The organism is Denitrificimonas caeni (genome assembly GCF_905120345.1).
In the GTDB taxonomy this organism is placed as follows: domain Bacteria; phylum Pseudomonadota; class Gammaproteobacteria; order Pseudomonadales; family Pseudomonadaceae; genus Denitrificimonas; species Denitrificimonas caeni_A.
The window spans coordinates 208,618-233,524 of the sequence record NZ_CAJHOA010000004.1 but is presented as its reverse complement, the minus strand read 5'-3'; the positions used below and the strand labels follow the sequence as shown (position 1 = coordinate 233,524).

The 24,907-nt window shown below is 48.4% G+C and carries 24 protein-coding genes and 2 riboswitches; of the genes, 21 read left to right on the top strand and 3 right to left on the bottom strand.

The window, feature by feature from the left end; all coding sequences use genetic code 11:
• Nucleotides 1–219: 219 nt before the first annotated feature.
• On the top strand, nucleotides 220–1,635 hold the full coding sequence (locus JYJ62_RS09190) for an FAD-dependent monooxygenase (protein WP_205341913.1): 1,416 nt from the start codon (nucleotides 220–222) through the stop codon (nucleotides 1,633–1,635).
• A gap of 101 nt (nucleotides 1,636–1,736) precedes the next feature.
• Nucleotides 1,737–2,435, top strand: a complete 699-nt coding sequence (locus JYJ62_RS09185) for a glutathione S-transferase (protein ID WP_205341912.1) — start codon at nucleotides 1,737–1,739, stop codon at nucleotides 2,433–2,435.
• 14 nt (nucleotides 2,436–2,449) lie between these two features.
• Here the strand turns inward: JYJ62_RS09185 and JYJ62_RS09180 are convergent, their stop codons facing one another.
• Complete coding sequence (locus JYJ62_RS09180) at nucleotides 2,450–4,696, bottom strand: peptidase U32 family protein (RefSeq protein WP_205341911.1); 2,247 nt, start codon at nucleotides 4,694–4,696, stop codon at nucleotides 2,450–2,452.
• Between the two features lie 263 nt (nucleotides 4,697–4,959).
• On the opposite strand from JYJ62_RS09180, the gene JYJ62_RS09175 reads away from it, so the two are divergent.
• The 3 genes from JYJ62_RS09175 to JYJ62_RS09165 all read left to right on the top strand — a co-directional run bounded on the left by JYJ62_RS09175 (nucleotide 4,960) and on the right by JYJ62_RS09165 (nucleotide 7,360).
• Nucleotides 4,960–5,247 (top strand): encapsulin-associated ferritin-like protein, encoded by a 288-nt coding sequence (locus JYJ62_RS09175; RefSeq protein WP_205341910.1) that lies wholly within the window; start codon nucleotides 4,960–4,962, stop codon nucleotides 5,245–5,247.
• 506 nt (nucleotides 5,248–5,753) lie between these two features.
• Nucleotides 5,754–6,818 carry a catalase family peroxidase gene (locus tag JYJ62_RS09170; protein WP_205341909.1) on the top strand — a complete coding sequence of 355 codons (1,065 nt, stop codon included), beginning with the start codon at nucleotides 5,754–5,756 and terminating at the stop codon, nucleotides 6,816–6,818.
• A complete protein-coding gene (locus tag JYJ62_RS09165) occupies nucleotides 6,815–7,360 on the top strand; it encodes a cytochrome b (protein ID WP_205341908.1) in 546 nt (181 codons plus the stop codon). The genes JYJ62_RS09170 and JYJ62_RS09165 overlap by 4 nt, the downstream gene beginning before the upstream one ends.
• An 88-nt stretch (nucleotides 7,361–7,448) precedes the next feature.
• Here the strand turns inward: JYJ62_RS09165 and JYJ62_RS09160 are convergent, their stop codons facing one another.
• Nucleotides 7,449–8,888 (bottom strand): sodium:solute symporter family protein, encoded by a 1,440-nt coding sequence (locus JYJ62_RS09160; protein WP_205341907.1) that lies wholly within the window; start codon nucleotides 8,886–8,888, stop codon nucleotides 7,449–7,451.
• Between the two features lie 95 nt (nucleotides 8,889–8,983).
• Nucleotides 8,984–9,091: riboswitch (TPP riboswitch) on the bottom strand.
• Nucleotides 9,092–9,171: 80 nt separating this feature from the next.
• A riboswitch (TPP riboswitch) is annotated at nucleotides 9,172–9,267 on the top strand.
• A gap of 46 nt (nucleotides 9,268–9,313) precedes the next feature.
• Here JYJ62_RS09160 and JYJ62_RS09155 point away from each other — a divergent pair.
• The 8 genes from JYJ62_RS09155 to JYJ62_RS09120 all read left to right on the top strand — a co-directional run bounded on the left by JYJ62_RS09155 (nucleotide 9,314) and on the right by JYJ62_RS09120 (nucleotide 15,968).
• Nucleotides 9,314–10,087, top strand: coding sequence for a 3-oxoacyl-ACP reductase (locus JYJ62_RS09155; RefSeq protein WP_205341906.1), 774 nt, complete (start codon nucleotides 9,314–9,316; stop codon nucleotides 10,085–10,087).
• On the top strand, nucleotides 10,087–11,403 hold the full coding sequence (locus tag JYJ62_RS09150; RefSeq protein ID WP_205341905.1) for an LLM class flavin-dependent oxidoreductase: 1,317 nt from the start codon (nucleotides 10,087–10,089) through the stop codon (nucleotides 11,401–11,403). The genes JYJ62_RS09155 and JYJ62_RS09150 overlap by 1 nt, the downstream gene beginning before the upstream one ends.
• A 77-nt stretch (nucleotides 11,404–11,480) precedes the next feature.
• On the top strand, nucleotides 11,481–12,527 hold the full coding sequence (locus JYJ62_RS09145; protein ID WP_205341904.1) for a DUF748 domain-containing protein: 1,047 nt from the start codon (nucleotides 11,481–11,483) through the stop codon (nucleotides 12,525–12,527).
• A gap of 2 nt (nucleotides 12,528–12,529) precedes the next feature.
• Nucleotides 12,530–13,243, top strand: a complete 714-nt coding sequence (locus JYJ62_RS09140; protein ID WP_205341903.1) for an RluA family pseudouridine synthase — start codon at nucleotides 12,530–12,532, stop codon at nucleotides 13,241–13,243.
• 30 nt (nucleotides 13,244–13,273) lie between these two features.
• Nucleotides 13,274–13,993, top strand: a complete 720-nt coding sequence (locus tag JYJ62_RS09135; RefSeq protein ID WP_205341902.1) for a pseudouridine synthase — start codon at nucleotides 13,274–13,276, stop codon at nucleotides 13,991–13,993.
• 205 nt (nucleotides 13,994–14,198) lie between these two features.
• On the top strand, nucleotides 14,199–14,756 hold the full coding sequence (locus JYJ62_RS09130; RefSeq protein WP_205341901.1) for a cytochrome b: 558 nt from the start codon (nucleotides 14,199–14,201) through the stop codon (nucleotides 14,754–14,756).
• A 35-nt stretch (nucleotides 14,757–14,791) separates the two neighbouring features.
• A complete protein-coding gene (locus tag JYJ62_RS09125) occupies nucleotides 14,792–15,367 on the top strand; it encodes a YceI family protein (RefSeq protein ID WP_205341900.1) in 576 nt (191 codons plus the stop codon).
• Nucleotides 15,368–15,458: 91 nt separating this feature from the next.
• Nucleotides 15,459–15,968, top strand: coding sequence for a YgjP-like metallopeptidase domain-containing protein (locus tag JYJ62_RS09120; protein WP_205341899.1), 510 nt, complete (start codon nucleotides 15,459–15,461; stop codon nucleotides 15,966–15,968).
• Between the two features lie 39 nt (nucleotides 15,969–16,007).
• Here JYJ62_RS09120 and yrfG read toward each other — a convergent pair whose 3' ends face one another.
• Nucleotides 16,008–16,670, bottom strand: coding sequence for a GMP/IMP nucleotidase (yrfG, locus tag JYJ62_RS09115; RefSeq protein WP_205341898.1), 663 nt, complete (start codon nucleotides 16,668–16,670; stop codon nucleotides 16,008–16,010).
• A 69-nt stretch (nucleotides 16,671–16,739) separates the two neighbouring features.
• Here yrfG and nudE point away from each other — a divergent pair, with 69 nt between their 5' ends.
• The 8 genes from nudE to JYJ62_RS09075 all read left to right on the top strand — a co-directional run bounded on the left by nudE (nucleotide 16,740) and on the right by JYJ62_RS09075 (nucleotide 24,807).
• On the top strand, nucleotides 16,740–17,306 hold the full coding sequence (gene nudE, locus JYJ62_RS09110; protein WP_205341897.1) for an ADP compounds hydrolase NudE: 567 nt from the start codon (nucleotides 16,740–16,742) through the stop codon (nucleotides 17,304–17,306).
• Entirely contained in the window at nucleotides 17,303–18,127 is an 825-nt protein-coding gene (gene cysQ, locus JYJ62_RS09105; RefSeq protein WP_205341896.1) for a 3'(2'),5'-bisphosphate nucleotidase CysQ, read from the top strand. The genes nudE and cysQ overlap by 4 nt, the downstream gene beginning before the upstream one ends.
• Nucleotides 18,128–18,217: 90 nt before the next feature.
• Entirely contained in the window at nucleotides 18,218–19,399 is a 1,182-nt protein-coding gene (locus JYJ62_RS09100; RefSeq protein ID WP_205341895.1) for a YbfB/YjiJ family MFS transporter, read from the top strand.
• A 244-nt stretch (nucleotides 19,400–19,643) separates the two neighbouring features.
• Nucleotides 19,644–19,970, top strand: coding sequence for an ArsR/SmtB family transcription factor (locus JYJ62_RS09095; protein ID WP_205341894.1), 327 nt, complete (start codon nucleotides 19,644–19,646; stop codon nucleotides 19,968–19,970).
• 114 nt (nucleotides 19,971–20,084) lie between these two features.
• A complete protein-coding gene (locus JYJ62_RS09090) occupies nucleotides 20,085–20,288 on the top strand; it encodes a YgaP family membrane protein (protein ID WP_205341893.1) in 204 nt (67 codons plus the stop codon).
• 160 nt (nucleotides 20,289–20,448) lie between these two features.
• On the top strand, nucleotides 20,449–21,312 hold the full coding sequence (locus JYJ62_RS09085) for an MBL fold metallo-hydrolase (RefSeq protein WP_205341892.1): 864 nt from the start codon (nucleotides 20,449–20,451) through the stop codon (nucleotides 21,310–21,312).
• Between the two features lie 16 nt (nucleotides 21,313–21,328).
• Nucleotides 21,329–23,071, top strand: coding sequence for a bifunctional protein tyrosine phosphatase family protein/NAD(P)/FAD-dependent oxidoreductase (locus JYJ62_RS09080; RefSeq protein WP_205341891.1), 1,743 nt, complete (start codon nucleotides 21,329–21,331; stop codon nucleotides 23,069–23,071).
• Nucleotides 23,068–24,807: a SulP family inorganic anion transporter gene (locus tag JYJ62_RS09075; protein ID WP_205341890.1), complete on the top strand. Its 1,740-nt coding sequence runs from the start codon at nucleotides 23,068–23,070 to the stop codon at nucleotides 24,805–24,807. The genes JYJ62_RS09080 and JYJ62_RS09075 overlap by 4 nt, the downstream gene beginning before the upstream one ends.
• Nucleotides 24,808–24,907: the final 100 nt, after the last annotated feature.

Below are 24,907 nucleotides of genomic sequence, written 5' to 3'. Positions count from 1 at the left end.
TGTTTTTCAATAATTGGGTTGGGCCCTAACAATGCATTTAAGCCAACCCGATAAGCTCTATTTTCAGGCAGAATTGCGCTTCAATTTCCATTAACCCTTGCTTCAAGTGTTGTGAGTCGCTTGAATTTCGTCGTTAGAACAGAAGAACCACCTAGCTTTAGCGAGGTGAGTTGAGGACCACCTAACATTAACTTAATTAATCAAGTGCAGCCCAGTTGGATGCTTTGCCCTAAATGCCAAGGGCGTGGGCGGGTTCGTCAGAATATCCGTAAAAAAGTGAAGCTGAGCTATCAGGCCGCCTTGCTGCAGTTTGCACAGCAGGGCGGCACTGCGCCAGAGCGGCCGAGGGCGCACTTATCAGCTTGTCCAAGTTGCCTTGGATCGGGTTTGAGCGCGGCTGATCATCCTCCGGTGGCCGATACCGAAAATTATCCACACGTCGCGATTATTGGCGGCGGGATTGCTGGCGTGGCATTAGCGGTGGCTTGTTTGCATCGGGGTATTCCTTTTACCTTGTATGAGCGTGATAGCGATTTTTCCGCGCGCTCTCAGGGTTACGGCCTCACTTTGCAACAAGCTTGCAAGGCCATCGAGGGTTTGGGCATTGTCTCGCTTGATCAAGGCGTGGTCTCGACTCGCCATGTGATGCACAGCACCGACGGTACAGTGCTGGGTGAGTGGGGCGTGAGAAACTGGCTGCATGCCGATGAGACTAAAGCGCCTAAGCGTACTAATGTGCATATCGCCCGTCAGTCGTTGCGCTTGGCTTTGCTGCAGCAATTGGCCGTCCATCCGCATCCGCATAAGGCGGTACAGTGGGGTCATCAGTTGGTTGCTCTGCAAGAAACGCCGGCGGGGGTCGAGTTAAGCTTTGTGGTCGAGGGTGAGATAAAAACGACCAGCGCAGATTTAGTGGTGGGTGCCGATGGCATTCGCAGTGCGGTGCGCCACTTAGTCTTAGGTCATGATTCGAGTTCATTACGTTATCTGGATTGCATCGTTATCCTAGGTATTTGCCCGTTAACTGCGCTGACTGATGTCGACAGTGATTTGCTCGACTCAGCGACAGTATTTCAAACCGCCAATGGCCATGAACGCATGTATATTATGCCTTTTGCTGCCGACTCGGTGATGTGGCAATTAAGCTTTCCGATGCTAGAAAGTGCAGCGCAAGCTTTAAGTGCTGCAGGGGCTGAGGCGTTAAAGGCAGAAGCCTGTCAACGCGCGCAATGGCATTCGCCTATTCCGCAGATTTTAGCGGCCACGCCTGCCGCTTTAGTCTCGGGTTATCCGGTCTACGACAGAGCTTTATTAAGTGCGGATGTATTAGCGGGTATGGGCCCCATCACTCTACTGGGCGATGCGGCTCATCCTATGAGCCCGTTTAAAGGCCAAGGGGCTAACCAGGCGTTGTTAGATGCACTGGCATTGGCACGAGTGATCGTGAGAGGTTGTCGCCCACAATCCAACTGGCGCGAGGCCGGTCTGCGCAACCGCGTGTTAACCGAGTTTGAAGCCGAGATGCTTGCGCGCAGTGCCACTAAGGTACAAGACTCAGCCGCTGCGGCAGAATTTTTACATTCCGAGGTGGTATTGCATGAAAGCGATGAGCCCCGAGGCCGTTGCTTAAAATAGAGCGTCTGCAAACACAGAACTCAGACTTTTTTACGTCAGTTAGCCTAGATAGTTGACGCTCTATGACTCGCGACAAACCTTGTACTTTGCTACGCTGAGGTATGCCTAAATTCAGCCCAGATCTACCTCTCTTGTATTCCCTACAACATTGCCCCTATGCCATGCGTGCGCGCTTAGGAATTTTGTTGGCGCAGCAGTCCGTGTTGATTCGTGCGGTGGTCACCAAAAATAAACCTGCAGACATGTTAGCGCTATCGCCTAAGGGTACGGTGCCGGTATTAATAATTAATCATGCTGAAGGTAGTGAAGTGCCGCAGCAGAAGGTGACTGTGATTGATGAGAGTATCGAGATCATGCTGTGGGCGCTAAAGCGCAATGACCCTCAAGATTTATTATGGGCAGAGGATCCGCAGCAGCTCGCATTGATGTTAGAGCTGATCAGGAAAAACGATCAACACTTCAAACCGCAGTTGGAGGCGTATAAGTTGGCGAAGCGCTTCCATAAAGAATCTGAAATGGCAGACCGTCAGCGCTGTGAAGTTTTTATTGCGGAGCTCGAGCGCAAATTAGAAAAAAGCCACTATTTAATGGGCGATCGAGCCAGCTTGGCTGACTATGCTGTGCTGCCATTTGTACGGCAATTCGCTCGCGTCGACCGCAAATGGTATGTGCAATCGCCTTATCCAAAGTGTCGAGACTGGTTAAACCGACATTTACAAACGCTGCTCTACACCAAGGCCATGGCTCACTATCCATTGTGGTTAGAGAGCCAAGAAACCTTTTTATTAGGGCAAAACTAACGCCTTGTTACTTTTTATAAACCCTGCGTGTACTGAGCATTGGTCGATACGGTGACCATCTTATGTAACTGCACGCTCGATTTTTCGATGCCATTCAATACATTTTCAAAGTGATGAATCAACTGCACTTTATCCAGCTTTTCTTTCGAGCCGCTGCCGATATCAGTGAGATCGATAAAGAACTCATCAAACAAGTGTGAGAAATCATGCACTGCCTCGACGTTCAAGAATTGCTCATGATTATAAATGCTTGGATAGCCACCTTTCTGTTTATCGACGGCAAAAGAAATGCCTTTCACATTGGTAATCGAGGTGGCCTTTTCGCATTTCAGCATGCAGCCGTCTTCGATACTTGGTTTTTTACAGCCGACTGTTTGTTGAAAGAAGCACTGACGGCTGGTCATCATGAGGATGGGGTGATAGATGCTGTAAAACAGCTTAAAGTTTGCAGGGCGTTTAATGTTACGAATTTGCGGTCGATTAATCTCGTTAGAGATAAAGGCGCCTTTACAATTCAGATCTTCTTGCAGGGTTAATAGCGCATACGAGTTGGTGGTGTTTAAGAAAGGCCCGGCCACCCAATCAATGCCCATCTCAAAGGCTTTGTAAGCAATGCCAGTATTGTTGCTGACGATACGCTTGGGGCGTACTTCTTCGAGTACCTTGACTGACTCGAGATAGTCTTTACCAATCAGCACGGCTGGAAACCAAGGGATTAATCTTGGGTTGTCTAAAAACAGTTCGATGTACTTACGGTCGCCCACTTTAAAACTTTCTGGCAATTTAAAATACACATCAGCAGCGGTTTCATCGCACAGATAGAGGTCTTTTATGTCGGCAATGAGCAGCGACATGGTTGGTTTTTCTTCGACCTTTGCATGATCAGGTAAGGGCGGTATTTCAACTGCTGGAATAATAGCGACAGAGTCATTGAGGAGCAGTGCCAGTTCATTTTTTAGCGAGGTTAACTCTCGAAAAGAAATATTTAAACTGGGGTCTAAATCCTCATAATTAAAGCTTTTAAGCAGATATTCAGAGTTGTTAAATGATCTAAAACGCTTTTCAATCACGGCTGGGTCAAGGCCTAACTCACTCGCTTGAGTTAAATTCGTACTTGATTGCACGATGATTTTTTTATCGTCAGCCACCAGCGCTGTTACGGTTAAAGGCTCGCCGAGCTTGCCTGAAAAGTGCAAGACAAGGTTTTGTTTGGCGATGCTCAGATACTTGATTTTTTCGTCTACAAGCAAGCCTATCTCGTTTTTTTCTTCAGCCAACGCCTGCTGGGTTTCCTGAATTTGCACAACCGAGATAGCGTTGTTTTTTTGATTGGCATGGGTAAAGCTATGATCGCGCGGATTATCAGTAAACATCGATTTTTTCATGTCACCTTTCAAGAAAAGGTTAGTGAAATCTCGATTAAATACTTTGTAGAGGTTGGAGTCGTCATCTAACAACGAACCTGTTTCAACAAAGGTATCAATTTGTTTGCGCCAGCTGTCCACCACGGTATGTACATATTGCGCGCCTTTGATTCGCCCTTCGATTTTTAAAGAATCGACGCCTGCATCGACCAACTCAGGTAGATCAAAATAAGCCGAGTTATCTTTTAAGTTCAGCGGGAATTTATTGCCCATGGCTGTGGGTTCGTATTCATCACGACAAGCTTGACTGCAGCGCCCACGATTACCTGAATTACCGACACTGACTGAGCTGGAATAACATTGGCCAGAAAAGGCGATGCACAAGGCGCCATGCACAAAGACTTCGGTTAATACGTCGACATCATGCGCGACTTTTGTGAGGGCTTTAATTTCCGTCAGGTTGAGCTCGCGCGATAGATTCACACGGGTCGCACCGACTGTAGACAGAAACTGAATTTGCCCTTCATTATGCGTGGTGAGCTGAGTTGAGGCGTGGATGTCTAGGCTGGGGAAATGCTTTTTAACCAGATTAAACAAACCAAGGTCTTGGACAATGATGCCATCAACGCCACTGTTCACCAGTCTATTCAATAGCTTAATGATGCCGACGACTTCGTGCTCTAAAATCACCACATTTAAGGTTAAAAAGATCTTGCAGTCGTACTTATGAGCCAGCTTGATGATGCCAGTGAGGTCATCAAAGGACAGATTAGCCGCACGGTTACGGGCATTAAAGGTGTCAAGGCCACAATATACGGCGTTGGCACCGGCGACGATGGCCGCTTTAATCGCATTAACATCGCCGCCTGGGGCTAATAGCTCTAGTGTTCTAGTCATACAAATTTACTTCAGTCTTTTTTGGCTAATGGTGTCATTTGGAGCAGAATTTTATCTGTACAGGCTACGCATTACTATCAAATAATCGATGCTGCTAGGCGCAACAGTCGCTGCTGGCTCGGGTGATTACTGAACCTATCCTGCAAGTGAGCCCCTAATAAGTAGTAGAGGTTTGCGGTCGATGATCACTTGATGCCTTAAAAGAAGGTGTCACTGTGCTCAGGATTATGCAAAACTAATTGCCCATCTATGGAGGAAATACTATGTCGAATGAAGGTTACCATGAGCCTATCGAAGAGCTCTCAGACGAAACAAGAGATATGCATAGAGCGATTACATCGCTGATGGAAGAGCTTGAAGCAGTCGATTGGTACAACCAGCGTGTCGATGCCTGTAAAGACGAAGAATTAAAGGCCATCCTTATCCACAATAGGGATGAAGAAAAAGAACACGCAGCGATGGTGCTTGAGTGGATTCGCAGAAGAGACACTGTCTTAGATAAAGAGCTGAAGGATTATCTGTTTACCGATAAAACGATTGCTCATAAATAAAACATATCATCCCGCCAAGCGACTAGTGGTTGCTTGTGCGTCTTAAACAGTCTTGTCGCTGGCTGGCTTGCGTATGATGTTATTGGTATTGCGCAGGTCAGCCATCAAGAAGATCGCTATTATTTTTCGCGTCCACTTTTGCCATTCCTTGCCTGGCTATTCTGCCGTGCATAGTTATTCTCTATCGTATTGATAAAACAAATTTTATTGCTCACTAGTCTGCGCTTGCTAAACTACCTGTCGATACTGAAATCGATTAATGTCATGCCTCTTTTCATGCGCGCTCTTGCCTGAGTAGAGCAGGCAACCACTCTATTTTCCTCGCGCCCAAGGTCATTATGCTTAGGGCGAAGCCTCTTCATTTAATTGTAAATTGCTCCGTTATTGCAATTTGATCTGCACGGCATTGTCTGCAGCGTCGGCTGTCAGTTGGCCCGTATTTATTGATCGTTTTTCCTCGAATGAAGTCTTAAAACAAGACTTCAGAGCACAAGGTGTTGATTCACATGAGCAACAGTACTCCTAATAAAAGCAGCATTAAAACGCGCTATGCCGTTATTTTTTTGCTGATCGCTGGTTTGGTTTTTGGCTTTTTATATGCTGCAGGCCTGTTTGGTGGGCACGGTACCACTGCTCAGAAGTTTGTTAATTTGCAGGAAAACAATAAGCCACAATTCAGCTTTAGACGTGCACATGCCAAGGGTGTGTGTTTGGCCGGCGAGTTTGTATCGAGCGGTTTACTCGCGCCTTATTCAACCTCTGAGTTTTTCCAAGAGGGTGCGCAGCCTTTTGTGGGCCGATTCTCGATTGCAGGCGGTAATCCATTAGCGCCTGATTTAGCCGCACCGGTACGCAGTTTAGCGTTGAGCTTTGCGAGTGACAGTGGCCAGCGCTGGCGTACGGCAATGAATACGCCGCCAGTGATGGCAGTGCGTACGCCGGAAGATTTTTATCAGCAAATCCAAGTGCTAACGCCTGATCCTACGACCGGCAAACCGAATGGCGAGAAAATCAAAGCCTTCTTTGCCGCGCATCCAGAAACAGCAGCCTTTAATCAGTGGAAGCAGGGTTATACGCCAACCACCAGTTTTGCCACTGAGCAATACCACAGTATCAATGCGTTTTATTTGCTCGACGCTAAAGGTCAGCGCCAAGCTGTACGTTGGTCTGCAGTACCCCAAGCCAGCGCGCAGGCAATGGCTGACGATATCAGTGCCAGTGAGCGTGATGCTTTACAGTTGGAGCTTGCACAACGTTTAGAAAATGATCCAGTACGTTTTGATCTGATGGTCAGTTTTGCTGATGCTAGCGACGATGAAAACAATGCCACTATTGCATGGCCTGCCGAGCGTAAAACTATTAACGCCGGTACGCTGGTGATCAGCGCAGTGCATGCACAAAACGGTGGCGCCTGTGATGGCATTAACTTTGATCCGCTGGTATTACCCCGTGGTATGCAAGCAACTGCAGACCCGATCTTAAATGCCCGAGGTTCTGCTTATGCTGAATCCTATCGCCGTCGTGCGCGTGAAATTTTACTTGAGTCGCAAGGCGTAGGAGCACAGCAATGAGCAATGTAAAATCGTTTCCAACCAGTGCCAAACTGATGCATTGGCTCAGTGCCGTATTGATTATTAGCATGCTTTTTTTGGGTGTGTCGATGATCCAAAGTTTAGCTACATGGCAAAATAGCGCGATCAAATTACATCAGTCGTTTGGTGTGTTGGTGCTTATTCTGGTTTGTGTGCGCTTAGTCAATCGTCTGTTTATTCAGACGCCGGCATTACCGAGTGATCTCAGTGGTCTGCAACACTTTGCCGCGAAAGCGACCCAGGTTTTACTTTATGTGTTGATGATTGTCCTGCCGATTTCAGGCTGGTTAATGCGTAATGCTGCGGGCTTGCCGGTCAGCTTTTTTGGTACCTTTGAGCTGCCGATGTTGGTCAGTGAAAGCATTGCATCGTACAGTTTATTTCGTGAAGCGCATGGCATTATTGCTTGGTCATTGTTTGGCGTGATTGTTCTGCACATCAGTGCTGCGCTACACCATGGTTTGATTCGCCAAGACAGTGTTTTGCCGTCGATGCTGTTTAAGTTTCGCTCACCTAAGTAACAACCATACAGGTGCTGGCTCAGTCGAGTTAGCACCTGTTGTTACCTCGAGACGGTTTGCTCTTCGAGTCGAGATCTGCTCGCTTGCTTTACCCTTCCAAATGGCGCACACGCTGGGCCAAGATTGAAAAATCAAAACGGGCTTTGCTGGGTACAAATAACAGCAGCAGCGATATCACCACAGGGATCAGCGTGGCCAGTAGGAACGCTTCCAGCAAGTTGGTGGTGGGCGCGCCTGGTGATGGGAACATGATTAATCCAGCGACTAATCCGCCTAGCGTGCTCAGTGCGGCGTTATAGCTTTGGTAGCGGGCACTGTAGAAACCAAAAAATACGGGAAACGCGGCTGCGCAACAGAGCAAATCTGCCAGCAAAAACAGGTAGAGAATACTGTAGCCCTGCGACGCAGCAACCAGTACCGGCACCGACAGTACAATAATTAACCAGCGTGATAACTTCAATAAACTGTGATTGCTCAGCTTAGGTAATAAGCGGCGAATATCAATGACAAAGATGCTGGATAATCCGCTAATCGTGGAATCAGCACTGCTCATAATCAGGGCTAAGCCTAAGGGCAGTAAGCCAATGGCAAACCACAGTGGCACATCTTTCAGCAGTACGCTGAACAGCGCCACTGAGCCATCACCGGGTAAGTCCATTCCAACAAAGGCCAGTCCAAATAGCCCCATAATAAAAATAATTGGAAAACTCAGGAGGCCGCTGAGAATAAAACCGTTGCGAATGACGCGATTGTTACGCGCAGCAAAAATACGCTGCCAGGTGCCTTGGTAAAACAGCCCAGTTAGTACGACGGCGAGGAAAAAGGTCAGGCCTGATTTCAAGCCATTCATATCAAATGGATTGAGCAGGTGTGGCGCTTTTTCTTGCAAACTTTGCACCATTGGTGTGATGCCGCCGCTGGCTTTCCAGCCAAAACCGATCAGTACAATGAGAAACGGAATAATCACCAGCATCTGTAGACGGTCGGTAAAAATAGTGACGCGTAAACCGCCGTACAGGGTGTAAATCAAGGTAGCGACCATCACGATCGTTGCGGTTTGCCATAGCGGCACAGGTGCCAATAACGCGACCATTTCTGCAATTGCAGTAAGCCCTGCGGTGAGGCTGATCAACATAAAGAAAACCATAATCACCAACACAAAGGCATACATCACGCGGCCATAGCGGCCGAGAACAAACTCAGTCAGAGTGTGGCCTTCAGGCATTAAAGTGCGGATGCGTGGACCGATTTGCGTCATGATTAAATTGGGTACCAAGGCCCCTAAAGCGTAACCGGTGATGGCGCCAATTCCGCCCCATGTGCCTGCTTGCGCGGGACCAAATAGAATCCATGTGCCCAGCGTTGTGGCTAATAGAGTGAGCAGGGTAGAGGTACTGCTTTGGCTGTTACGTGCGACCAGAAAGTCATCCAATTTATCTTGGCTGCGGCGCGCGTAAATCAGACCAGGTACAGCGAAGAGTATGGCGAATACAATCAGCCAAGTAATCGCAGCGGAGGGGCTTAGCATTATTCTTCTTCCTTGCCTGTCAGGCAGTCGTATCAGCGCCAAGAGGGCGTACTTCTGGGACAGTAGCGAAGAAAGGGGCGTGCACAGGCAAGCAGAGAACAGGCATTTTCCTTCCCTTCGCCGGCATTACCCAGATCAGGTTCGAAGGGTTACCGCATTGAATGCGGAATCTCAGCCGTGGTTTGGCTCCCCTAGGACGTTCGACAGAGTAGAAAGCTTGCAGGCAATTGTCAATTTCAAATCGGTGTCTCTACAGTTCAGGTCTTGTGATGTGCTATGGTTTGCGCTCGGCACGGGGTGTCCTGCATGCAGGGCTGAGATAAAACCCGTTGAACCTGATCCAGTTCATACTGGCGAAGGGATGTCAGTTGCAGGTTAAGTTCCCGTCTGTCTATCCATACCTTCGCCTCACTTCTGAGGTGTCTATGCAAAAATCTCTTCGTTTTGATCAACAGTTGGTGCTCATTACCGGCGCTGCCCGCGGTTTAGGCGAGCATTTGGTGCGCGCATTTTTAGGTGAAGGCGCACGTGTGGTGATCAACTATTACAACAGTGCTGAGGCTGCGCAAAAATTAGCCAGCGAAGCACCTGATAAGTTGTTAGTGGTGCAAGCGGATGTGACTGATCGCGCAGCAGTACACGCTATGTTTGCTCAAGCCCGTGAGCACTTTGCTATGCCTGTCACTACCGTGGTGAATAACGCCTTACCTGAGTTTTCCTTCAATGGTGATGCGCGTCCACGCGTCGAAGAATTGCAGTGGCATGATTTGGATCGCCAATTTGCTGGTGTGGTGGGTGGTGCACTGAATACTACGCAAGCGGCGCTGCCAGGTATGCGTGAAGTGGGTTTTGGCCGCATTATTAATATCGGTACCAATTTATTTCAAAATCCAGTGGTGCCGTACCACGATTACACCGCAGGCAAAGCGGCCTTGTTATCGCTCACGCGCACCCTTTCGCAAGATTTAGGCCCGGATAATATTACCGTGAATATGGTCTCCGGCGGTTTACTGCGCACCACTGATGCCTCCTCGGCTACACCTGAAGAGGTATTTGATTACATTGCTGCCAATACACCACTGCGTCGCGTCACTACGCCGGCTGAGTTTGCTGATTCCATACTGTTTTTTGCTTCGCCTTGGGCGCGCGCGGTGACTGGGCAGAACTTAATCGTGGACGGTGGATTGGTGAAAAACTGATGGCTCTTTCAACAGCAGCGCAGCGCATGATGCATATCAATCTGTTTATCTTTGGCTGTGGTCATCACCGTGCCGCCTGGCGTCATCCGAATTCTTCGGTGGAGCAGTTGGGTGATATTCGCTATTACGAACGTCTGGCGCAAACCTGTGAGCGCGGCAAGCTTGATGCGGTGTTTTTTGCTGATGGCGCTTCGGCAGGGAATGTTTCGGATGGTAGCTGGTGGTATTTAGAGCCACTCACCGCGATTGCTGCGATGAGTCGTGCCACGGAAAAAATTGGTTTTATCAGTACCGTCTCCAGTACTTTTTACACGCCGTTTCATGCCGCGCGTTTGGTCGCTTCCTTGGACCATATTACCGGTGGTCGCATGGGCTGGAACGTCGTGACTTCAATGTTTGATGAGGAAGCGCGTAACCACGGCTATCAAGCCATGCCGCCGCATGCAGAGCGCTACCGTCGTGCCGAAGAGTTTGTGCAAACCGTGCTGGCGCTGTGGGATTCTTGGCAGGATGATGCGCTGAGCTTTGACCGTCACGGTCATTACGCTGATCCCGCTAAAGTGCAGCCAATCAATCACAGCGGTGAGTTTTTTCAGGTCGATGGCCCACTCAATGTACCGCGTCCGGTGCAAGGGCATCCCGTCTTATTTCAGGCGGGTGCTTCGGAGCAGGGGCGTACTTTGGCCGCGCAATGTGCTGAAGCGATTTATGCGGTGGCCTATGATTTACCGGCGGCGCAGAGTTATTACCGTGATATCAAACAACGCGTTAAAGCCGCGGGGCGCAGTGTTGAGGTGCCGATTATGCCGGGCTTGGTGACCTATGTCGGCTCCACTGAAGCGGAAGCATTAGCCAAGCAACGCGAATTGGATGAGCTGCTACCGGCAGAAGCTTCTTTGCGTCAGTTAGGCTTATTTACTGAGCAAGATTGCTCCAATTGGGAGCTGGATGCTCCAGTCCCTCAATTGCCGTCGCTGGAAGAGTTCAAAGGACCACAAGGGCGTTACAGTACCATCTTGCGCATTATTGAAACTGAGCAACCCAGCGTGCGTCAGTTGTTGGGCCGTTTAGCGGCGGGTGGCGGTCATTGCACGATGGTCGGTACACCTGAGCAAATTGCCGATAAGATGGAGCACTGGTTCAACAACGAGGGAGCGGACGGGTTTAACTTAATGCCGCCATCGTTACCTGAAGGGATTGAGAACTTTGTTGATCACGTGGTGCCTGAATTACAACGTCGCGGGTTATTCCGCAGCGAATACGCCGGCTCCACTTTGCGTGATCATTTAGGATTGGCGCGCCCTAACCATCCTTGATATTTTTGCTTGCAGCTGCCAATGAATAGATTGTTTGCTAAGGGTCATACGCGCATTAAATAGAGGACTGCAGTGTCATGATAAAAAAACACGGGTTCAATAGCCTCAGTATTCTCGTCATCGTGGCGATAGTGCTGATCGGCTTGCGTTTGGCTCTGCCTGGTTTAGTTAAGAACTCTCTCAACGAGCAACTGGCCGAGATGGGCGATTATCAAGGGCGTATCGCTGATGTGGATATTGCCCTACTGCGCGGTGCTTACGTCATTCATGCTATGGAAATCGTCAAAGTCAGCGAAGCGGTGCCCGTCTCCTTTTTTGAGGCCGATAGCATTGATTTATCCGTCAGCTGGCAGGCATTGCTGTCGGGTAAGGTGGTTGCCGAAGTCGAGTTTATTAATCCGGAACTGCACTTTGTCGATGGTGATGAAAAAGATTCACAGTCGGGTGCTGGTACAGATTGGCGGGCTGCTTTACAGCAATTGGTGCCGATCCGAATCGATAGGCTAGGTCTGAACAATGGCACTCTGCATTTTCACAACTTTAAATCCGAGCCGAATGTGCATTTGTTGTTAACTGAGCTAAACGGAGCTTTCAACAATCTCAGTAATGCTGATCGCAGTCAGGATGCCGTCCCTGCAGACTTCAACTTTACCGGCCTGCTGTTTGAGAATGCCAGCGCAAGCATGCAAGGCAAGCTTGATCCTTTGGGTGATTTTCGTGATTTTGTGATTAACTTGAAAGTCACTGATATTGAGTTACAGCGTATTAATAATCTGGCTGAAGCGTACGGCCATTTTAATTTTAAATCAGGCTCTGGTGATTTTATTATGGAGCTTGAAGCGGTCGATGGTCAGATGAGCGGTTATGCTAAGCCGATTCTCAATAATGTGGTAATTTTTGATCTGCAAAAAGACTTAGAAAAAGGCGTCTTTAGTGCGGCATGGCAAGCGGTGGTGGGGGCGGTTGGTCAGATTTTTCGTAATCAACCGAAAGATCGAATTGCCTCACAGATTGAAATCAGTGGCAGCTTAGATGAAAAAAATATCAGTGCCTGGCAGGCGTTTGTCTCTATATTACGTAACGCTTTCGTAGACGCTTACGAAGCGCGTTTTGGACGTGAGTAATCATGATCAGTCTTGATCCATCGACGTATCGTATCGTTGATGATTTTGTTGCACCGTTGTGTGATGGGTTTGTGCAAATTTTGTATCAAGATGAGGATATCTTGCTGATCAATAAACCCAGTGGTTTACTCAGTTTGTCGGGTAAAAATCCACTCAATTGGGATTCGGTTCACTACCGTCTAGTGCATGGCCAAACGGGTGTTACTCCGGCATTTCCTGACGCTAAGTTGCCGCATCGTTTAGACTTGGGTACCTCGGGTATTATGGTGGTAGGGCTTAATGCCCAGTCAGCGCAACACCTCAATCAGCAGTTCCAAGCACGCACGATTGCAAAGCGTTATGTGGCCATGCTGGAAGGATGGCTGGCTGAGGATCAGGGACAAATTAGCGCGCCGATTGGCAAAGATAAACAGCATTTTCCACGGGTTAAAATTTGCCTTGAAACCGGTAAAAAAGCAGTCAGTGACTACACTGTTGTGCAGCGGTTCGAGCAACCGCTACGTACTCTGGTGCAATTTAATCCATTGACGGGACGTACCCATCAGTTACGTATTCATAGTCAAAGCATCGGGCACCCGATTTTGGGTTGTGATTTGTATCACAGCGCACAGAGTCAACAGTTGGCTGAGCGTTTGCTGTTACACGCCAGTGATTTATATTTTACTCATCCGACCCGTGCTGAACCCGTTCACGGTCAGTGTCCCTGTCCGTTTTAAGTCACGGCTGTATTTTAATGATGATGGTGTATGAAATCGACAACTTGCCGACTTGATCGCTTTATTAGCCAAAACAGTACTTTTAAACTGTCGGATGTGCGTCTGTTACTTGCACAGAAACGTATTCTCGTTGATGGGCAGGTGGCGCAGTCGATTCAACACCGAGTGACTCAATTCAGCCGCGTGGTGTTAGATAATCAGTGCTTACAGGATCATCAGCCGCTGTATCTGCTGCTGAATAAACCGCAAGGAGTGGTCAGCGCAACCAAGGATCTTAAGCACCGTACGGTGCTGGACTTGATTGAGCATCCACACAAAGATGAGCTACATATTGTTGGTCGTCTTGACTTGAACACCACGGGGTTGGTGTTACTGACTAACGATGGTGCATGGTCGCGCACGATCAGCTTGCCCGAAACCCGACTGGCTAAAACCTATGAAGTGACCTTGTCCAAGCCGGTCACTGCTGAGTATATTCAGGTGTTCCAGCAGGGTATTTATTTTGCCTATGAAGGCATTACCACGCAGCCGGCTGATTTAGAAATTGTCTCTGAGTACCATGCGCGGTTGTCGTTGGTAGAGGGCAAGTATCATCAAGTGAAGCGGATGTTTGGTTTTTTTCAAAACGAGGTGTTGGCGTTGCATCGTGTGTCGGTTGGGCCTCTTAATTTGGCGGGACTTGAACTGGGGCAGAGTCGAGCGCTGACAGTGGATGAGTTAGCGGCAATTGAGGCGTATACATCTTTATAAGTGTTACAACCGATACAGAGATGGATATATAAGGGTGATTTTACTTCTGCTAAAAATGAAATGTTAGGGTCAGATATTTAAGGTAGGCTTTATGTCGCGCAGCGCAACGTATCGAAAAATTTGATGCTTATTAGTAGTAATTAGCGCTTTTTATCAATCTTTATCTGACTACAATAGACATCATCAACCCTATGAGAGTGCTTACATGCAATGGCGTAATTCTTCCAATCAGTATGGTTTAGTCAGCGTCGCGATACATTGGCTGGTAGCTGTGGCGGTGTTTTCTTTGTTTGCTCTAGGTCTGTGGATGACCGATTTAACCTATTACAGCGAGTGGTATCGTACGGCACCTGCTTTGCATAAGAGTATTGGTGTGACGGTATTTGCGCTGATGTTATTGCGTGTGTTGTGGCGGTTGTGGACGCCCATGCCAGCCGCGCTAAGCAGTCACTCGGCACGTGTGCGCTTACTGAGTCGTTTAGGCCATGGGTTACTCTATGTCGGAATTTTTACGGTGCTGTTATCGGGTTATCTGATTTCAACAACGGAAGGGCGTGGTGTCAGTGTCTTTGGTTTGTTTGAGATCCCTGCAATGCTGTCAGGCTTGCCCAATCAAGCTGATATCGCCGGTGCGATCCATCTGTATGTGGCATGGGGGTTAATTATTTTTGCCGGATTGCATGCGTTAGCGGCTGTTAAACACCATGTGTTTGATCGCGATGAAACGCTAAAACGAATAGTGGGCTGTGCGCCTAAGCAATAATTGCTGCTGTATTGAATATAAATTGAGGTAATACCATGATTAAGAAAACTCTTGCTGCACTGCTATTAGGTTCGGTGTTAAGCAGTGGCGCGGCGCTGGCGGCCGATTATGTCATTGACCAAGAAGGGCAACATGCCTTTGTTAACTTTAAAATCAGTCACCTGGGTTACAGCTGGTTATATGGCACCTTCAAAGATTTCGAGGGCACCTTCAGTTATGATCAAGAGCAGCCTGAAGCCAGCAACGTTAATGTGACCTTGCGTACCGCTAGTCTCGACAGTAACCATGCCGAGCGTGATAAGCACTTACGCGGTGCTGATTACTTAAATACCAGCAAACACCCAAAAGCGACGTTTGCCTCGACACGTGTGCTGAGCACTGGCGAAGGTACGGCCGATATTATCGGTGATTTAACCCTGAATGGTGTGACCAAAGAAGTGCTGATTCACGCTGAATTTATTGGTGAGGGTAACGATCCATGGGGCGGTTACCGTGCTGGTTTTGAAGGCAAAACTACATTACAGCTGGCTGACTTCGGTATTAAAGCGAATTTAGGCCCAGCCTCAGAAAGTGTTGAGCTGACCTTGTCAGTCGAAGGTGTGCGTCAGTAATTGCGCACTTGCTAAACTAAGCCAATCCGCATGATTGAGTGAGCTTGGCAGCGCTGTTTTGAGTGCTGATGTTGAGAGGAATAGAATCGCGATGCTGGAACTGAAATACTTAGCAGCCTACTCAGCCGATCTGCAAGCGCAGGTGCGTAATATGCTGGCGCAGGATAAGTTAGCTGTCTATTTGCAACAGCGCTATCCTGAACGTCATAGTGTGCAAAGTGATAAAGCTTTGTACCAGTTTACTACGGATTTGAAGCAGCAATACCTGCGTAACTCGCCGAATATCGACAAGGTCTTGTATGACAGCAAGCTGGATGTGCTGCGTCATGCCTTAGGTTTACATACCGCTATTTCGCGAGTGCAGGGTAATAAGCTCACGGCGAAAAAAGAAATTCGCATCGCTTCGTTATTTCGTGACACACCACCTGAGTTTTTGCAGATGATTGTTGTTCACGAGCTGGCACATTTGCGTGAAAAAGATCATAACAAAGCTTTTTATAAACTCTGTCAGCACATGCTGCCGGCTTATCATCAGTACGAGTTTGATCTGCGTATCTACCTGACTTGGCGTGATACGCAAGCAAAGCGTGCTGCTCAGTAACAGCTCTTGCACCAGCATCAAATCTATCGTTAGCAGCGCTTATAGATTGCTGACTAAAGCGAAAAGATCGGTTGACGGGATAAATTCTTCACAGTTTTTATCCGAACCTTGGCTGTCCGGTTGCAATACCGCGCGTAAATGGCCGATGCCATAACGCTGGGCGCTGCGCAGCACCGGTAAACTGTCATCGATAAACAGGCTACGCTGCGGCTGATAGTCGATCTGCTGGCTAAGGCTGCTCCAGAAGCGTTGATCTTCTTTTGGATAGCCGTAATCATGTGAGCTGATAATCACATCTAGTAACGGCTCTAAGTGCACTTTTTCCAGTTTAATGTGCAAGGAGTCACGGTGTGCGTTGGTGACCAGTATGCTGCGTTTACCCGCGTGTTTCAGTGCTGCTAAAAATGCATCGGCATTGGCCCGCAGGTCAATGAGATGAGCCGTGTCACGTTTCATTTGCTTGATCGGCAAATCCAGTGTTTTACTCCAGAATTCCACGCAATACCAGTTCAGTTGGCCGGTATAAGAGGCAAATAAAGGCTGTAAATAGGCATCAGCGGCGGCACGTGATAGTCCGTTTTTGTCGGCATAATATTGTGGCAAGTAGTCGAGCCAGAAATGATTATCAAAGTGTAGGTCGAGTAAAGTGCCGTCCATATCCAGTAAAACGGTATCAATTTGCTCCCAAGGTAGTGGCTGCATCGATAATTCTCTCTAAAACTGTACGTTCAAGCGCGCTATGATACCTGCATCAGCATTTGGAGTTTTGTTATGCGAGAAAAACCAGTCATTTTGTCGAGCGAAGAAGTGGCGCGCAGCCGAATTTTCCGCGTTGAACAGTTACAACTACGTTTTAGTAATGGCGTCGAGCGTACTTATGAGCGTTTGCGTGGTAAAGCCGGTGGTTTAGGTGCGGTGATGATTGTCGCCATGATCGATGCTGAGAACGTTGTGTTGGTTGAAGAGTACTGCGCAGGCAGTGAGGCGTATGAGCTGTCTTTACCCAAGGGTTTAATTGATCCGGGTGAAGATGCTTTGCAAGCGGCCAACCGCGAGCTGCAAGAAGAAGCAGGCTTTGCTGCCCGCTCTTTGGAGTTGATTGCCCAATTAAGCTTATCGCCAGGCTATATGAGTCAGTGTATTCATGTGGTGTTGGCGCGTGATTTATACCCTTCGCGCTTAGAGGGTGATGAGCCTGAGCTGATGCGCGTCGATACTGTGAATTTGCGCGATCTGCTGGGTTTATTAGAGCATCCGCAGTTTACTGAGGGGCGTGCTTTAGCAGCGATGTATATCGTGCGTGACTTGCTGCAGCAGCGTGGAGAGTTTCATCCATGATGCATCCACTAATGAGTGCTGTACTGGAGTTGGTGCAGACAGCAGGTCAAGCCACCTTACCGTATTGGCGGGCTGATGTGGCGGTGCAAACCAAAGCGGATGATTCACCGGTGACTGCTGCAGATATTGCCGCGCATAAAGTGTTAGCAGTAGGTTTGGCGGCATTAGATCCCAGTATCCCTGTCCTCTCGGAAGAAGATTGCGAGATTTCTTTTGCCGAGCGCCAGCAGTGGAGCCGTTGGTGGTTAGTGGATCCTTTGGATGGTACTAAGGAATTTATCAGCGGCAGTGATCAGTACACGGTCAATGTGGCGCTGATTGAACACGGACGGGTGATCTTTGGCGTGGTTGGCGTGCCGGTCACCGGTGCTATTTATTATGGCGGTGCTGAGTTTGGTGCGTGTTGCCGAGATGCACAGGGTGCGACACGGACTTTACAGATGCGCATTGCACCGGCAAATGAGTTGGTAGTGGTAGCGAGTAAGCGTCATAGTAGCGCTGCGCAAGAGGTTTTATTACAGCATTTGGCGCATGCGTTTCCAGCGCTGGATTTAGTCAATGTTGGTAGCTCATTAAAATTTTGTCAGATGGCTGAAGGTGCTGCAGATCTCTACCCGCGTTTGGCTCCAACTTCCCAGTGGGACACTGCTGCCGCGCAAGGTGTTCTCGAGGGCGCTGGTGGTCAGGTGTTAAATTTGCAAGAGCAACCGCTAACCTATGCTGCGCAAGAGAGTTATTTAAATCCATTCTTTGTCGCTTTACCGCAACAGGCAACGTGGCGTGCGCAATTCTTAGCTCAGTTACAAGCGACTCAAGGATAACGATCGACGGTACTTGGTTTACCACTAATGTCGCAAAGCGTTGCGTGTAAAAGCGCTGCAGACTGTCTCTTTAATAATAAGAAAATAATTATGACTGAAAAAACACCAGACCTCTTACGGGTGATTATTGCCGGCGCTGTAGTTTTGCTGGTGGTGCATACCTTAGGGCGTTTTATTTATACGCCATTGTTGCCTTGGCTGGTTGAAGATGGGTTGCTGACCCTGAAACAGGGCGCGGATGTTGCCAGCTGGAATTATCTTGGTTATTTACTGGGTGCGTTATTGGCGATGCGCTGGCATCGTGTTGAGCAGATTCATAAAGTCTTGCCTTGGGCCTTGGCAATTAACGTGCTGTGTACCTTGCTGCAAACCCAAGCAGAAACCTCAGAAAGTTTATCGGCGCTGCGTTTAATTAACGGTATATCTAACGGTATCGTTTTTGTGCAAGCACCATCCTTAATTCTGGAGTGGTTGGCGCGTCATGGTCGTGCCACTGCTAGTGGTTTGGTGTATCTCGGTGTGGGAGCAGGTTTATTGGTATCTAGTGCCTTAGTCGCGGTGCCTGCAGAATGGCTGCACGGTGCCGACCGCTGGTGGCCCGCTTTTTTATTGAGTGTGCCTTTAGCCTGGTGGGGCTGGCGACAACTGGCAGTGTTGGATATACCTGCGCCGATTGTCTTACCCAGCGATAGCACTAAAGCCCCTTCATCGCATTTGTTTGATCGTGCTAGCACACCGCTGTTTTTATCCTATGCCGGTGCTGGTTTAGGCTATATTTTGCCGATGACTTTTTTGCCGATGCTGGCGAGTCTGCAACTTGAACCGGGTAGCTTTTTAGTTGATGGCAGTTGGTTGCTGGTCGCGTTGGCGACCTTGCCGGCACCTTGGATTTGGAACAAGTTGGGCGCACGTATTGGTGATGCGCTAGCATTACGAATCAACTATATTTTGCAATTGCTCGGGGTCTTGGCGGTGTTGTTATTGCCGGCAGCGTGGGGTGTTGTGCTGTGTGCCTTATTGGTGGGCGGAACGTTTTTAGGCACGGTACTCTTAACTCAGCGCCTCGCTCGCACTTTACATCCACATCAGGGGCCGCGTTTGTCAGCGGCATTGGTGGCATTGTATGGTTTTACTCAGCTCACTGGGCCGTGGTTAACAGGGCTATGGTTGGCTGCTAGTGGTACGCTGCAAGGGGCCTTTTGGTTAGGCGCTGGAGCCATGTTATGGGGATTAGTCTGGGCTTTGATTGTTCCAGAAAAAAAGTTAAATTAATATACTTGTTGTGTATCAATGCAAAGCGGTCAGTAAAAGGGGCAAAATATGCTCCTACACTATAGAAAATTTATACTATTTTTCATTATTGGCTTATGCTTGCTCACCCTATTTTTTAATACTTAAAGGTGGGGTTATAGTAATCATAAATAATAGGCAGAATAGTTTGTTGGTGAGAGCGCTGCTGAGCATCGATTATCACCGCCAAAATGATTCTGCTATGACTTGCTTTAGGGTGCAATAAATGAATAACTCGGCTATTTTGATCGATATTGATCAATTGCGTGATAATGCAGAAGCTGCAGGACAGCTGTTGAAAGCGCTGGGTAACCCTGATCGGCTGTTATTGTTATGCCAACTGGTGCACGGCGAGATGAATGTAGGCGAGCTAGAAGAACGTCTGAAAATTGTCCAGCCCACTTTATCTCAACAATTAGGTGTTTTGCGCCGCGAAGGGTTAGTGGATACCCGTCGTGATGGGCGGCAAATTTATTACAGTATCAGTAGTCCGCAGGCGTTATCTATTATTGAAACGCTATATGGCATCTTCTGTAGTGATGTTGCTGAATAACCTCTCAACACAATATGACAGGCTCATAGAAAAATCGCTTAAGCATAAACAATTTATCTCTCTGTATAGTATATTGCTAGTGTGACATCTTGAAAGCAGCAGTGAGGAATTATTATGAAAAGCAATATGGGTTCAATTGATCGTGCTTTGCGTATTATTGTCGGACTTGTTCTCGTCGTTCTAACGTTGACCGGTACAATAGGTTGGTGGGGTTGGCTAGGTGTTGTGCCGATTGTGACTGGCGCACTAGGCAGCTGCCCTCTCTACAGCATCATTGGTTTAAATACCTGTGGTACTAAAAGCTGCAATAAAAAATAACACCTGTACAGCATGCAGTAATCAAGGCACCTTCGAGGTGCCTTTTTTATAGCTATTAGATGAGTTCTTCGTCTTTATATTCCCAAATGCTATAAGCATATTCCTTTTTATTGTGTATGATACTTTATAAGTTTCTTTAGTATTTCTGTGAGGAGGTGTTATGCGGCCTGTAGTGACAACTTTTTTTGATCCCGTCACCTTTACCTACAGCTATGTCGTACGTGACCCTGCCTCGCAGTCCTGTGTGATTATTGATTCGGTGCTGGATTATGATCCGGCGTCGGGTCGTAGCAACACTGCAAGTGCTGAAAAAATAGTATCTTTTGTGCGTGAACAACAGCTGATTGTGGAATGGCTGTTAGAAACTCATGTGCACGCTGATCATTTATCGGCTGCGCCCTATCTTAAGCAAGAGTTGGGTGGGCAACTAGCGATTGGTGCTCACATCACAACGGTGCAGCAGGTGTTTGCTGAGCTGTTTAATGTGGAGGAGGCATTCGCCACTGATGGTAGCCAGTTTGATCGTTTGCTCAACGAAGGCGATCGCTTAATTTTTGGTGGGCTGAGTGTGCAAGTGCTGCATACGCCGGGGCATACCCCTGCTTGTTTAAGTTATTTGATAGGCGATGCTGTTTTTGTCGGTGACACCTTGTTTATGCCTGATTACGGGACCGCCCGCTGCGATTTTCCAGGGGGCGATGCTCGTATGTTGTATGCCTCTATTCAGCGTTTATTCGAACTGCCTGACAGTACTCGTATGTTTATGTGCCATGACTATAAAGCGCCAGGTCGCGAAGAATACTGTCATGAAACTACGGTTGTCGCTGAGCGTCAGCACAATATTCATGTGCATCAAGGGATTAGCGAGGATGAGTTTGTGGCGATGCGTAACGAGCGCGATGCAAGCTTGTCGATGCCCACGCTGATACTGCCATCTGTGCAAATAAACATGCGTGCAGGTGAGTTTCCTCCTGCGGAAAATAATGGTGTACGCTATTTGAAAATTCCTCTCAACGCACTGTAGCTGTGGAGCCTCACCGATGGAAGCAATCAAACAACTCACACCTTTTTTATCCGTGATTGGCCAAGTGCAACCGGCGGATATGGCTTCAGTCGCGTCGTCGGGTTTTCTAACGGTAATCAACAATCGACCTGACGATGAAGGTGAGGGGCAGCCGAGCAATGCTGAGATAGCCGCGGCAGCGCAAGCGTTAGGTTTGCAATACCATTATCTCCCAGTGATTGCTGGGCAAATCAGTGATCAAAATGTCAGTGATTTTGCTCAGCTGTTAGCCCAAGTGAAAGGGCCAGTACTGGCTTTTTGCCGAACCGGTACCCGCTCGACCAGCCTATGGGCGCTGAGTGAGGCGCATCATCTGGATTCCTCAGCCATTCTCGCGACCGCCAAAACAGTTGGTTATGATCTGACCGGTCTAGTGCCGCGTTTGCAGCAACGCTGGACTGAACAAGTGTGTGTGCCCGATGCGGCGCAGGCGGCCAAGAGTAACCGTTATGATGTCTTGGTGGTGGGCGGTGGTGCTGCCGGCTGTTCGGTTACAGCGAGTTTGCTCCGTCGTGATGCAAACCTGCGTATTGGTGTGATTGATCCCAGTGAGGCGCATTATTATCAGCCCGGCTGGACCATGGTGGGTGCGGGGGTGTTTACTCGCTCACAAACTGAACGCGCGATGCAACTTTGTATACCGGAGAAGGCCCAGTGGATTCGCGCTGCAGTAACAGGCTTTTTGCCAGAGCAGAACACTGTGGTCTTGGAGGATGGGCGTCAGCTTGCTTATCGTACGTTGATTGTCTGCCCAGGCTTAAAGCTGCATTGGGATGCTATTAAGGGTTTACGTGAAACCCTCGGTAAGAATGGCGTGACCTCTAACTATGTCTTAGAACTGGCCCCCTATACGTGGCAACTGGTACAGAATCTGCGCAAAGGTCGGGCGATTTTTACGCAGCCGCCGATGCCAATTAAATGTGCTGGCGCACCACAGAAAGCGTTGTATATGTCTGCTGATTGGTGGCTCAAGCAAGGCGTGTTAGACGCCATTGATACTGAGTTTTGTACTGCGGGTGGTGCCTTATTTGGCGTGGCAGATTTTGTCCCAACGTTAATGACTTATATTGAAAAATATAAAACTCAATTGAATTTTCATCATGACTTGGTTGAAGTGGATGGTCCTGCAGGTAAGGCTTGGTTCAAGATCACGGATGCTGAAGGCCAACAGCAGCGTATCGAAAAGTCATTCAATTTGTTACATGTGGTACCGCCACAACGCGCACCACGCTTTATTCGTGAGAGTGTCTTGGCCAACCCTGAAGGCTGGCTTGAGGTACATAACGACACTTTACGTCATGCCCGCTACGGTAATATTTTTGGCTTAGGTGATGTCTGCTCAACGCCTAATGCTAAAACCGCAGCAGCGGTACGTAAGCAAGCACCAGTGGTCGCGGAAAATATCCTAGCAGTACTGGCCGGTCGTGGTGTGCGTGCCGTGTATGACGGTTACGGTGCCTGTCCGTTAGTGGTTGAGCGCGGTAAAGCGGTACTGGCTGAGTTTGGCTATGGTGGGAAACTGTTACCTACTTTTCCACTCGAGCCAAGGACTGCGCGACGTTTCGCTTGGCTGCTGAAAGCGCGTTGCATGCCAACCATTTACTTCGACATGATGCTCAAAGGTCGTGAGTGGTTAGCCAAGCCGCAGCTTCTTGATCATGAGCCACAAGCGCCTGTTGCAGAGCAGGCCTGTGATTTTGAGGCAGGTAAAAAAGAGTGAATGTAAAACGTTGGCTGCCCTGTCTCGACTGGGCAGCCTCTTATAACCGTGTTACCGCAGGCAAAGATGGTTTGGCTGCGGTGATTGTTACCTTGATGCTGATTCCGCAAAGTTTAGCCTACGCTATGCTGGCCGGTTTACCGCCGATTACTGGACTCTATGCCAGTATCGCGCCGCTGTTGTTGTATGCGATTTTTGGCTCAAGCCGCACGTTGGCGGTGGGGCCGGTCGCGGTTATTTCATTAATGACTGCAGCAGCCTTAGCACCGATGTTTCCTCCAGGGTCTGCGGCTTATATTGGTGCCGCGATGTTGTTGGCGGCTTTATCAGGGCTGATCTTGTTGTTGATGGCGCTGCTGCGACTGGGCTTTTTAGCCAATTTCCTAAGTCATCCAGTGATTTCTGGTTTTATTAGTGCGTCAGGTTTACTGATTGCTTTAAGCCAGCTTAAGCATATTTTAGGGGTTAAAGCCGACGGGCAAACCGTCTTGCAGTTAGTGCCATCATTAGCCGAGCAAATACCTTATATAAACGTGCCGACGCTAGTTATTGGCGGTTTGTCCTTGCTGTTTTTACAGCTGGCACGTACCCGTTTAAAAAGCTCGTTATTGGCTGTAGGGTGCACACCAGTATGGGCAGATAGCTTAACCAAAACGGGCCCTGTATTGACTATTATTGCTTCGGTATTGGTGGTTACCTTCGGGCACTTGGAAAGTAGTGGTGTACAAGTGGTTGGCTCGATTCCCAAGGGCTTACCGATCTTGCGCTTGCCCACCATGGATTGGCAACTAACCATGCAGTTATTGCCTGCCGCTGTATTGATTAGCCTAGTGGGTTTTGTTGAGTCGGTATCGGTTGCGCAAACGTTGGCGGCGAAGCGTCGTGAGCGCATTGATCCAGACCAAGAGTTGGTCGGTTTAGGCGCAGCTAACATTGCCGCAGCCGTCAGTGGTGGTTTTCCGGTGACCGGTGGTTTTGCTCGTTCAATTGTTAACTTTGATGCTGGCGCTAAAACGCCGATGGCAGGGGTATTAACGGCAATTGGTATTGCTATTACGGCGTTATTTTTCACCCCTTTATTCCATAACTTACCGCATGCAGTGTTGGCCGCGACTATTATTGTTGCGGTATTAAGTCTGGTTGACTTGGGGTCTTTAAAGCGTACTTGGCGTTTTTCTAAACAAGATTTTATTGCGCAAGCGGCGACCATACTCGGTGTACTGTTGATGGGCGTGGAAATCGGTATTGTGATGGGTGTCAGCTTGTCACTGCTGCTATTTTTATGGCGTACCAGTCGGCCGCATAGTGCTGTGGTTGGCCAGCTACCCGGCAGTGAGCATTTCCGTAATATTGAGCGTTTTTCAGTGATTCAAAGCGAGTTTGTGGTGTCGTTGCGGGTTGATGAAAGCTTGTACTTTCCGAATGCTCGCTATCTAGAAGAAGGCATCACCGAGTTGATGGTGGAGTATCCACACTGTCAGTATTTAGTGCTGATGTGTTCCGGTGTCAATCTAATCGATGCCAGTGCTCTAGATAGTTTGGAAGCCATTGCTGAACGCTTAACCGCGGCCGGTGTGCAGTTGCATTTATCTGAGGTGAAAGGCCCAGTCATGGATCAACTGCATCGCTCAGAGTTTCTTCGGCACTTTGGTGGACAGGTCTTTGTCAGTCAATATGCGGCCATGCAAACATTGGATCCTGCCAGTGTTGCGCGCAGCGCCGAGCTATCCACTTAAATTAAGCTTGGACGTGGTCAGACTTTATTATCAATTAATTATAACTAATAACTTGGTTTGATTGATTTAGGTCAAATAAAGGCCATGTGCTATCAAGCAT

Excerpts from the sequence above, each read along its gene's own strand:
- JYJ62_RS09190 (WP_205341913.1), top strand. The coding sequence starts at position 220 with ATGCTTTGCCCTAAATGCCAAGGGCGTGGGCGGGTTCGTCAGAATATC.
- JYJ62_RS09185 (WP_205341912.1), top strand. The coding sequence starts at position 1,737 with ATGCCTAAATTCAGCCCAGATCTACCTCTCTTGTATTCCCTACAACAT.
- JYJ62_RS09180 (WP_205341911.1), bottom strand. The coding sequence starts at position 4,696 with ATGACTAGAACACTAGAGCTATTAGCCCCAGGCGGCGATGTTAATGCG.
- JYJ62_RS09175 (WP_205341910.1), top strand. The coding sequence starts at position 4,960 with ATGTCGAATGAAGGTTACCATGAGCCTATCGAAGAGCTCTCAGACGAA.
- JYJ62_RS09170 (WP_205341909.1), top strand. The coding sequence starts at position 5,754 with ATGAGCAACAGTACTCCTAATAAAAGCAGCATTAAAACGCGCTATGCC.
- JYJ62_RS09165 (WP_205341908.1), top strand. The coding sequence starts at position 6,815 with ATGAGCAATGTAAAATCGTTTCCAACCAGTGCCAAACTGATGCATTGG.
- JYJ62_RS09160 (WP_205341907.1), bottom strand. The coding sequence starts at position 8,888 with ATGCTAAGCCCCTCCGCTGCGATTACTTGGCTGATTGTATTCGCCATA.
- JYJ62_RS09155 (WP_205341906.1), top strand. The coding sequence starts at position 9,314 with ATGCAAAAATCTCTTCGTTTTGATCAACAGTTGGTGCTCATTACCGGC.
- JYJ62_RS09150 (WP_205341905.1), top strand. The coding sequence starts at position 10,087 with ATGGCTCTTTCAACAGCAGCGCAGCGCATGATGCATATCAATCTGTTT.
- JYJ62_RS09145 (WP_205341904.1), top strand. The coding sequence starts at position 11,481 with ATGATAAAAAAACACGGGTTCAATAGCCTCAGTATTCTCGTCATCGTG.
- JYJ62_RS09140 (WP_205341903.1), top strand. The coding sequence starts at position 12,530 with ATGATCAGTCTTGATCCATCGACGTATCGTATCGTTGATGATTTTGTT.
- JYJ62_RS09135 (WP_205341902.1), top strand. The coding sequence starts at position 13,274 with ATGAAATCGACAACTTGCCGACTTGATCGCTTTATTAGCCAAAACAGT.
- JYJ62_RS09130 (WP_205341901.1), top strand. The coding sequence starts at position 14,199 with ATGCAATGGCGTAATTCTTCCAATCAGTATGGTTTAGTCAGCGTCGCG.
- JYJ62_RS09125 (WP_205341900.1), top strand. The coding sequence starts at position 14,792 with ATGATTAAGAAAACTCTTGCTGCACTGCTATTAGGTTCGGTGTTAAGC.
- JYJ62_RS09120 (WP_205341899.1), top strand. The coding sequence starts at position 15,459 with ATGCTGGAACTGAAATACTTAGCAGCCTACTCAGCCGATCTGCAAGCG.
- yrfG (WP_205341898.1), bottom strand. The coding sequence starts at position 16,670 with ATGCAGCCACTACCTTGGGAGCAAATTGATACCGTTTTACTGGATATG.
- nudE (WP_205341897.1), top strand. The coding sequence starts at position 16,740 with ATGCGAGAAAAACCAGTCATTTTGTCGAGCGAAGAAGTGGCGCGCAGC.
- cysQ (WP_205341896.1), top strand. The coding sequence starts at position 17,303 with ATGATGCATCCACTAATGAGTGCTGTACTGGAGTTGGTGCAGACAGCA.
- JYJ62_RS09100 (WP_205341895.1), top strand. The coding sequence starts at position 18,218 with ATGACTGAAAAAACACCAGACCTCTTACGGGTGATTATTGCCGGCGCT.
- JYJ62_RS09095 (WP_205341894.1), top strand. The coding sequence starts at position 19,644 with ATGAATAACTCGGCTATTTTGATCGATATTGATCAATTGCGTGATAAT.
- JYJ62_RS09090 (WP_205341893.1), top strand. The coding sequence starts at position 20,085 with ATGAAAAGCAATATGGGTTCAATTGATCGTGCTTTGCGTATTATTGTC.
- JYJ62_RS09085 (WP_205341892.1), top strand. The coding sequence starts at position 20,449 with ATGCGGCCTGTAGTGACAACTTTTTTTGATCCCGTCACCTTTACCTAC.
- JYJ62_RS09080 (WP_205341891.1), top strand. The coding sequence starts at position 21,329 with ATGGAAGCAATCAAACAACTCACACCTTTTTTATCCGTGATTGGCCAA.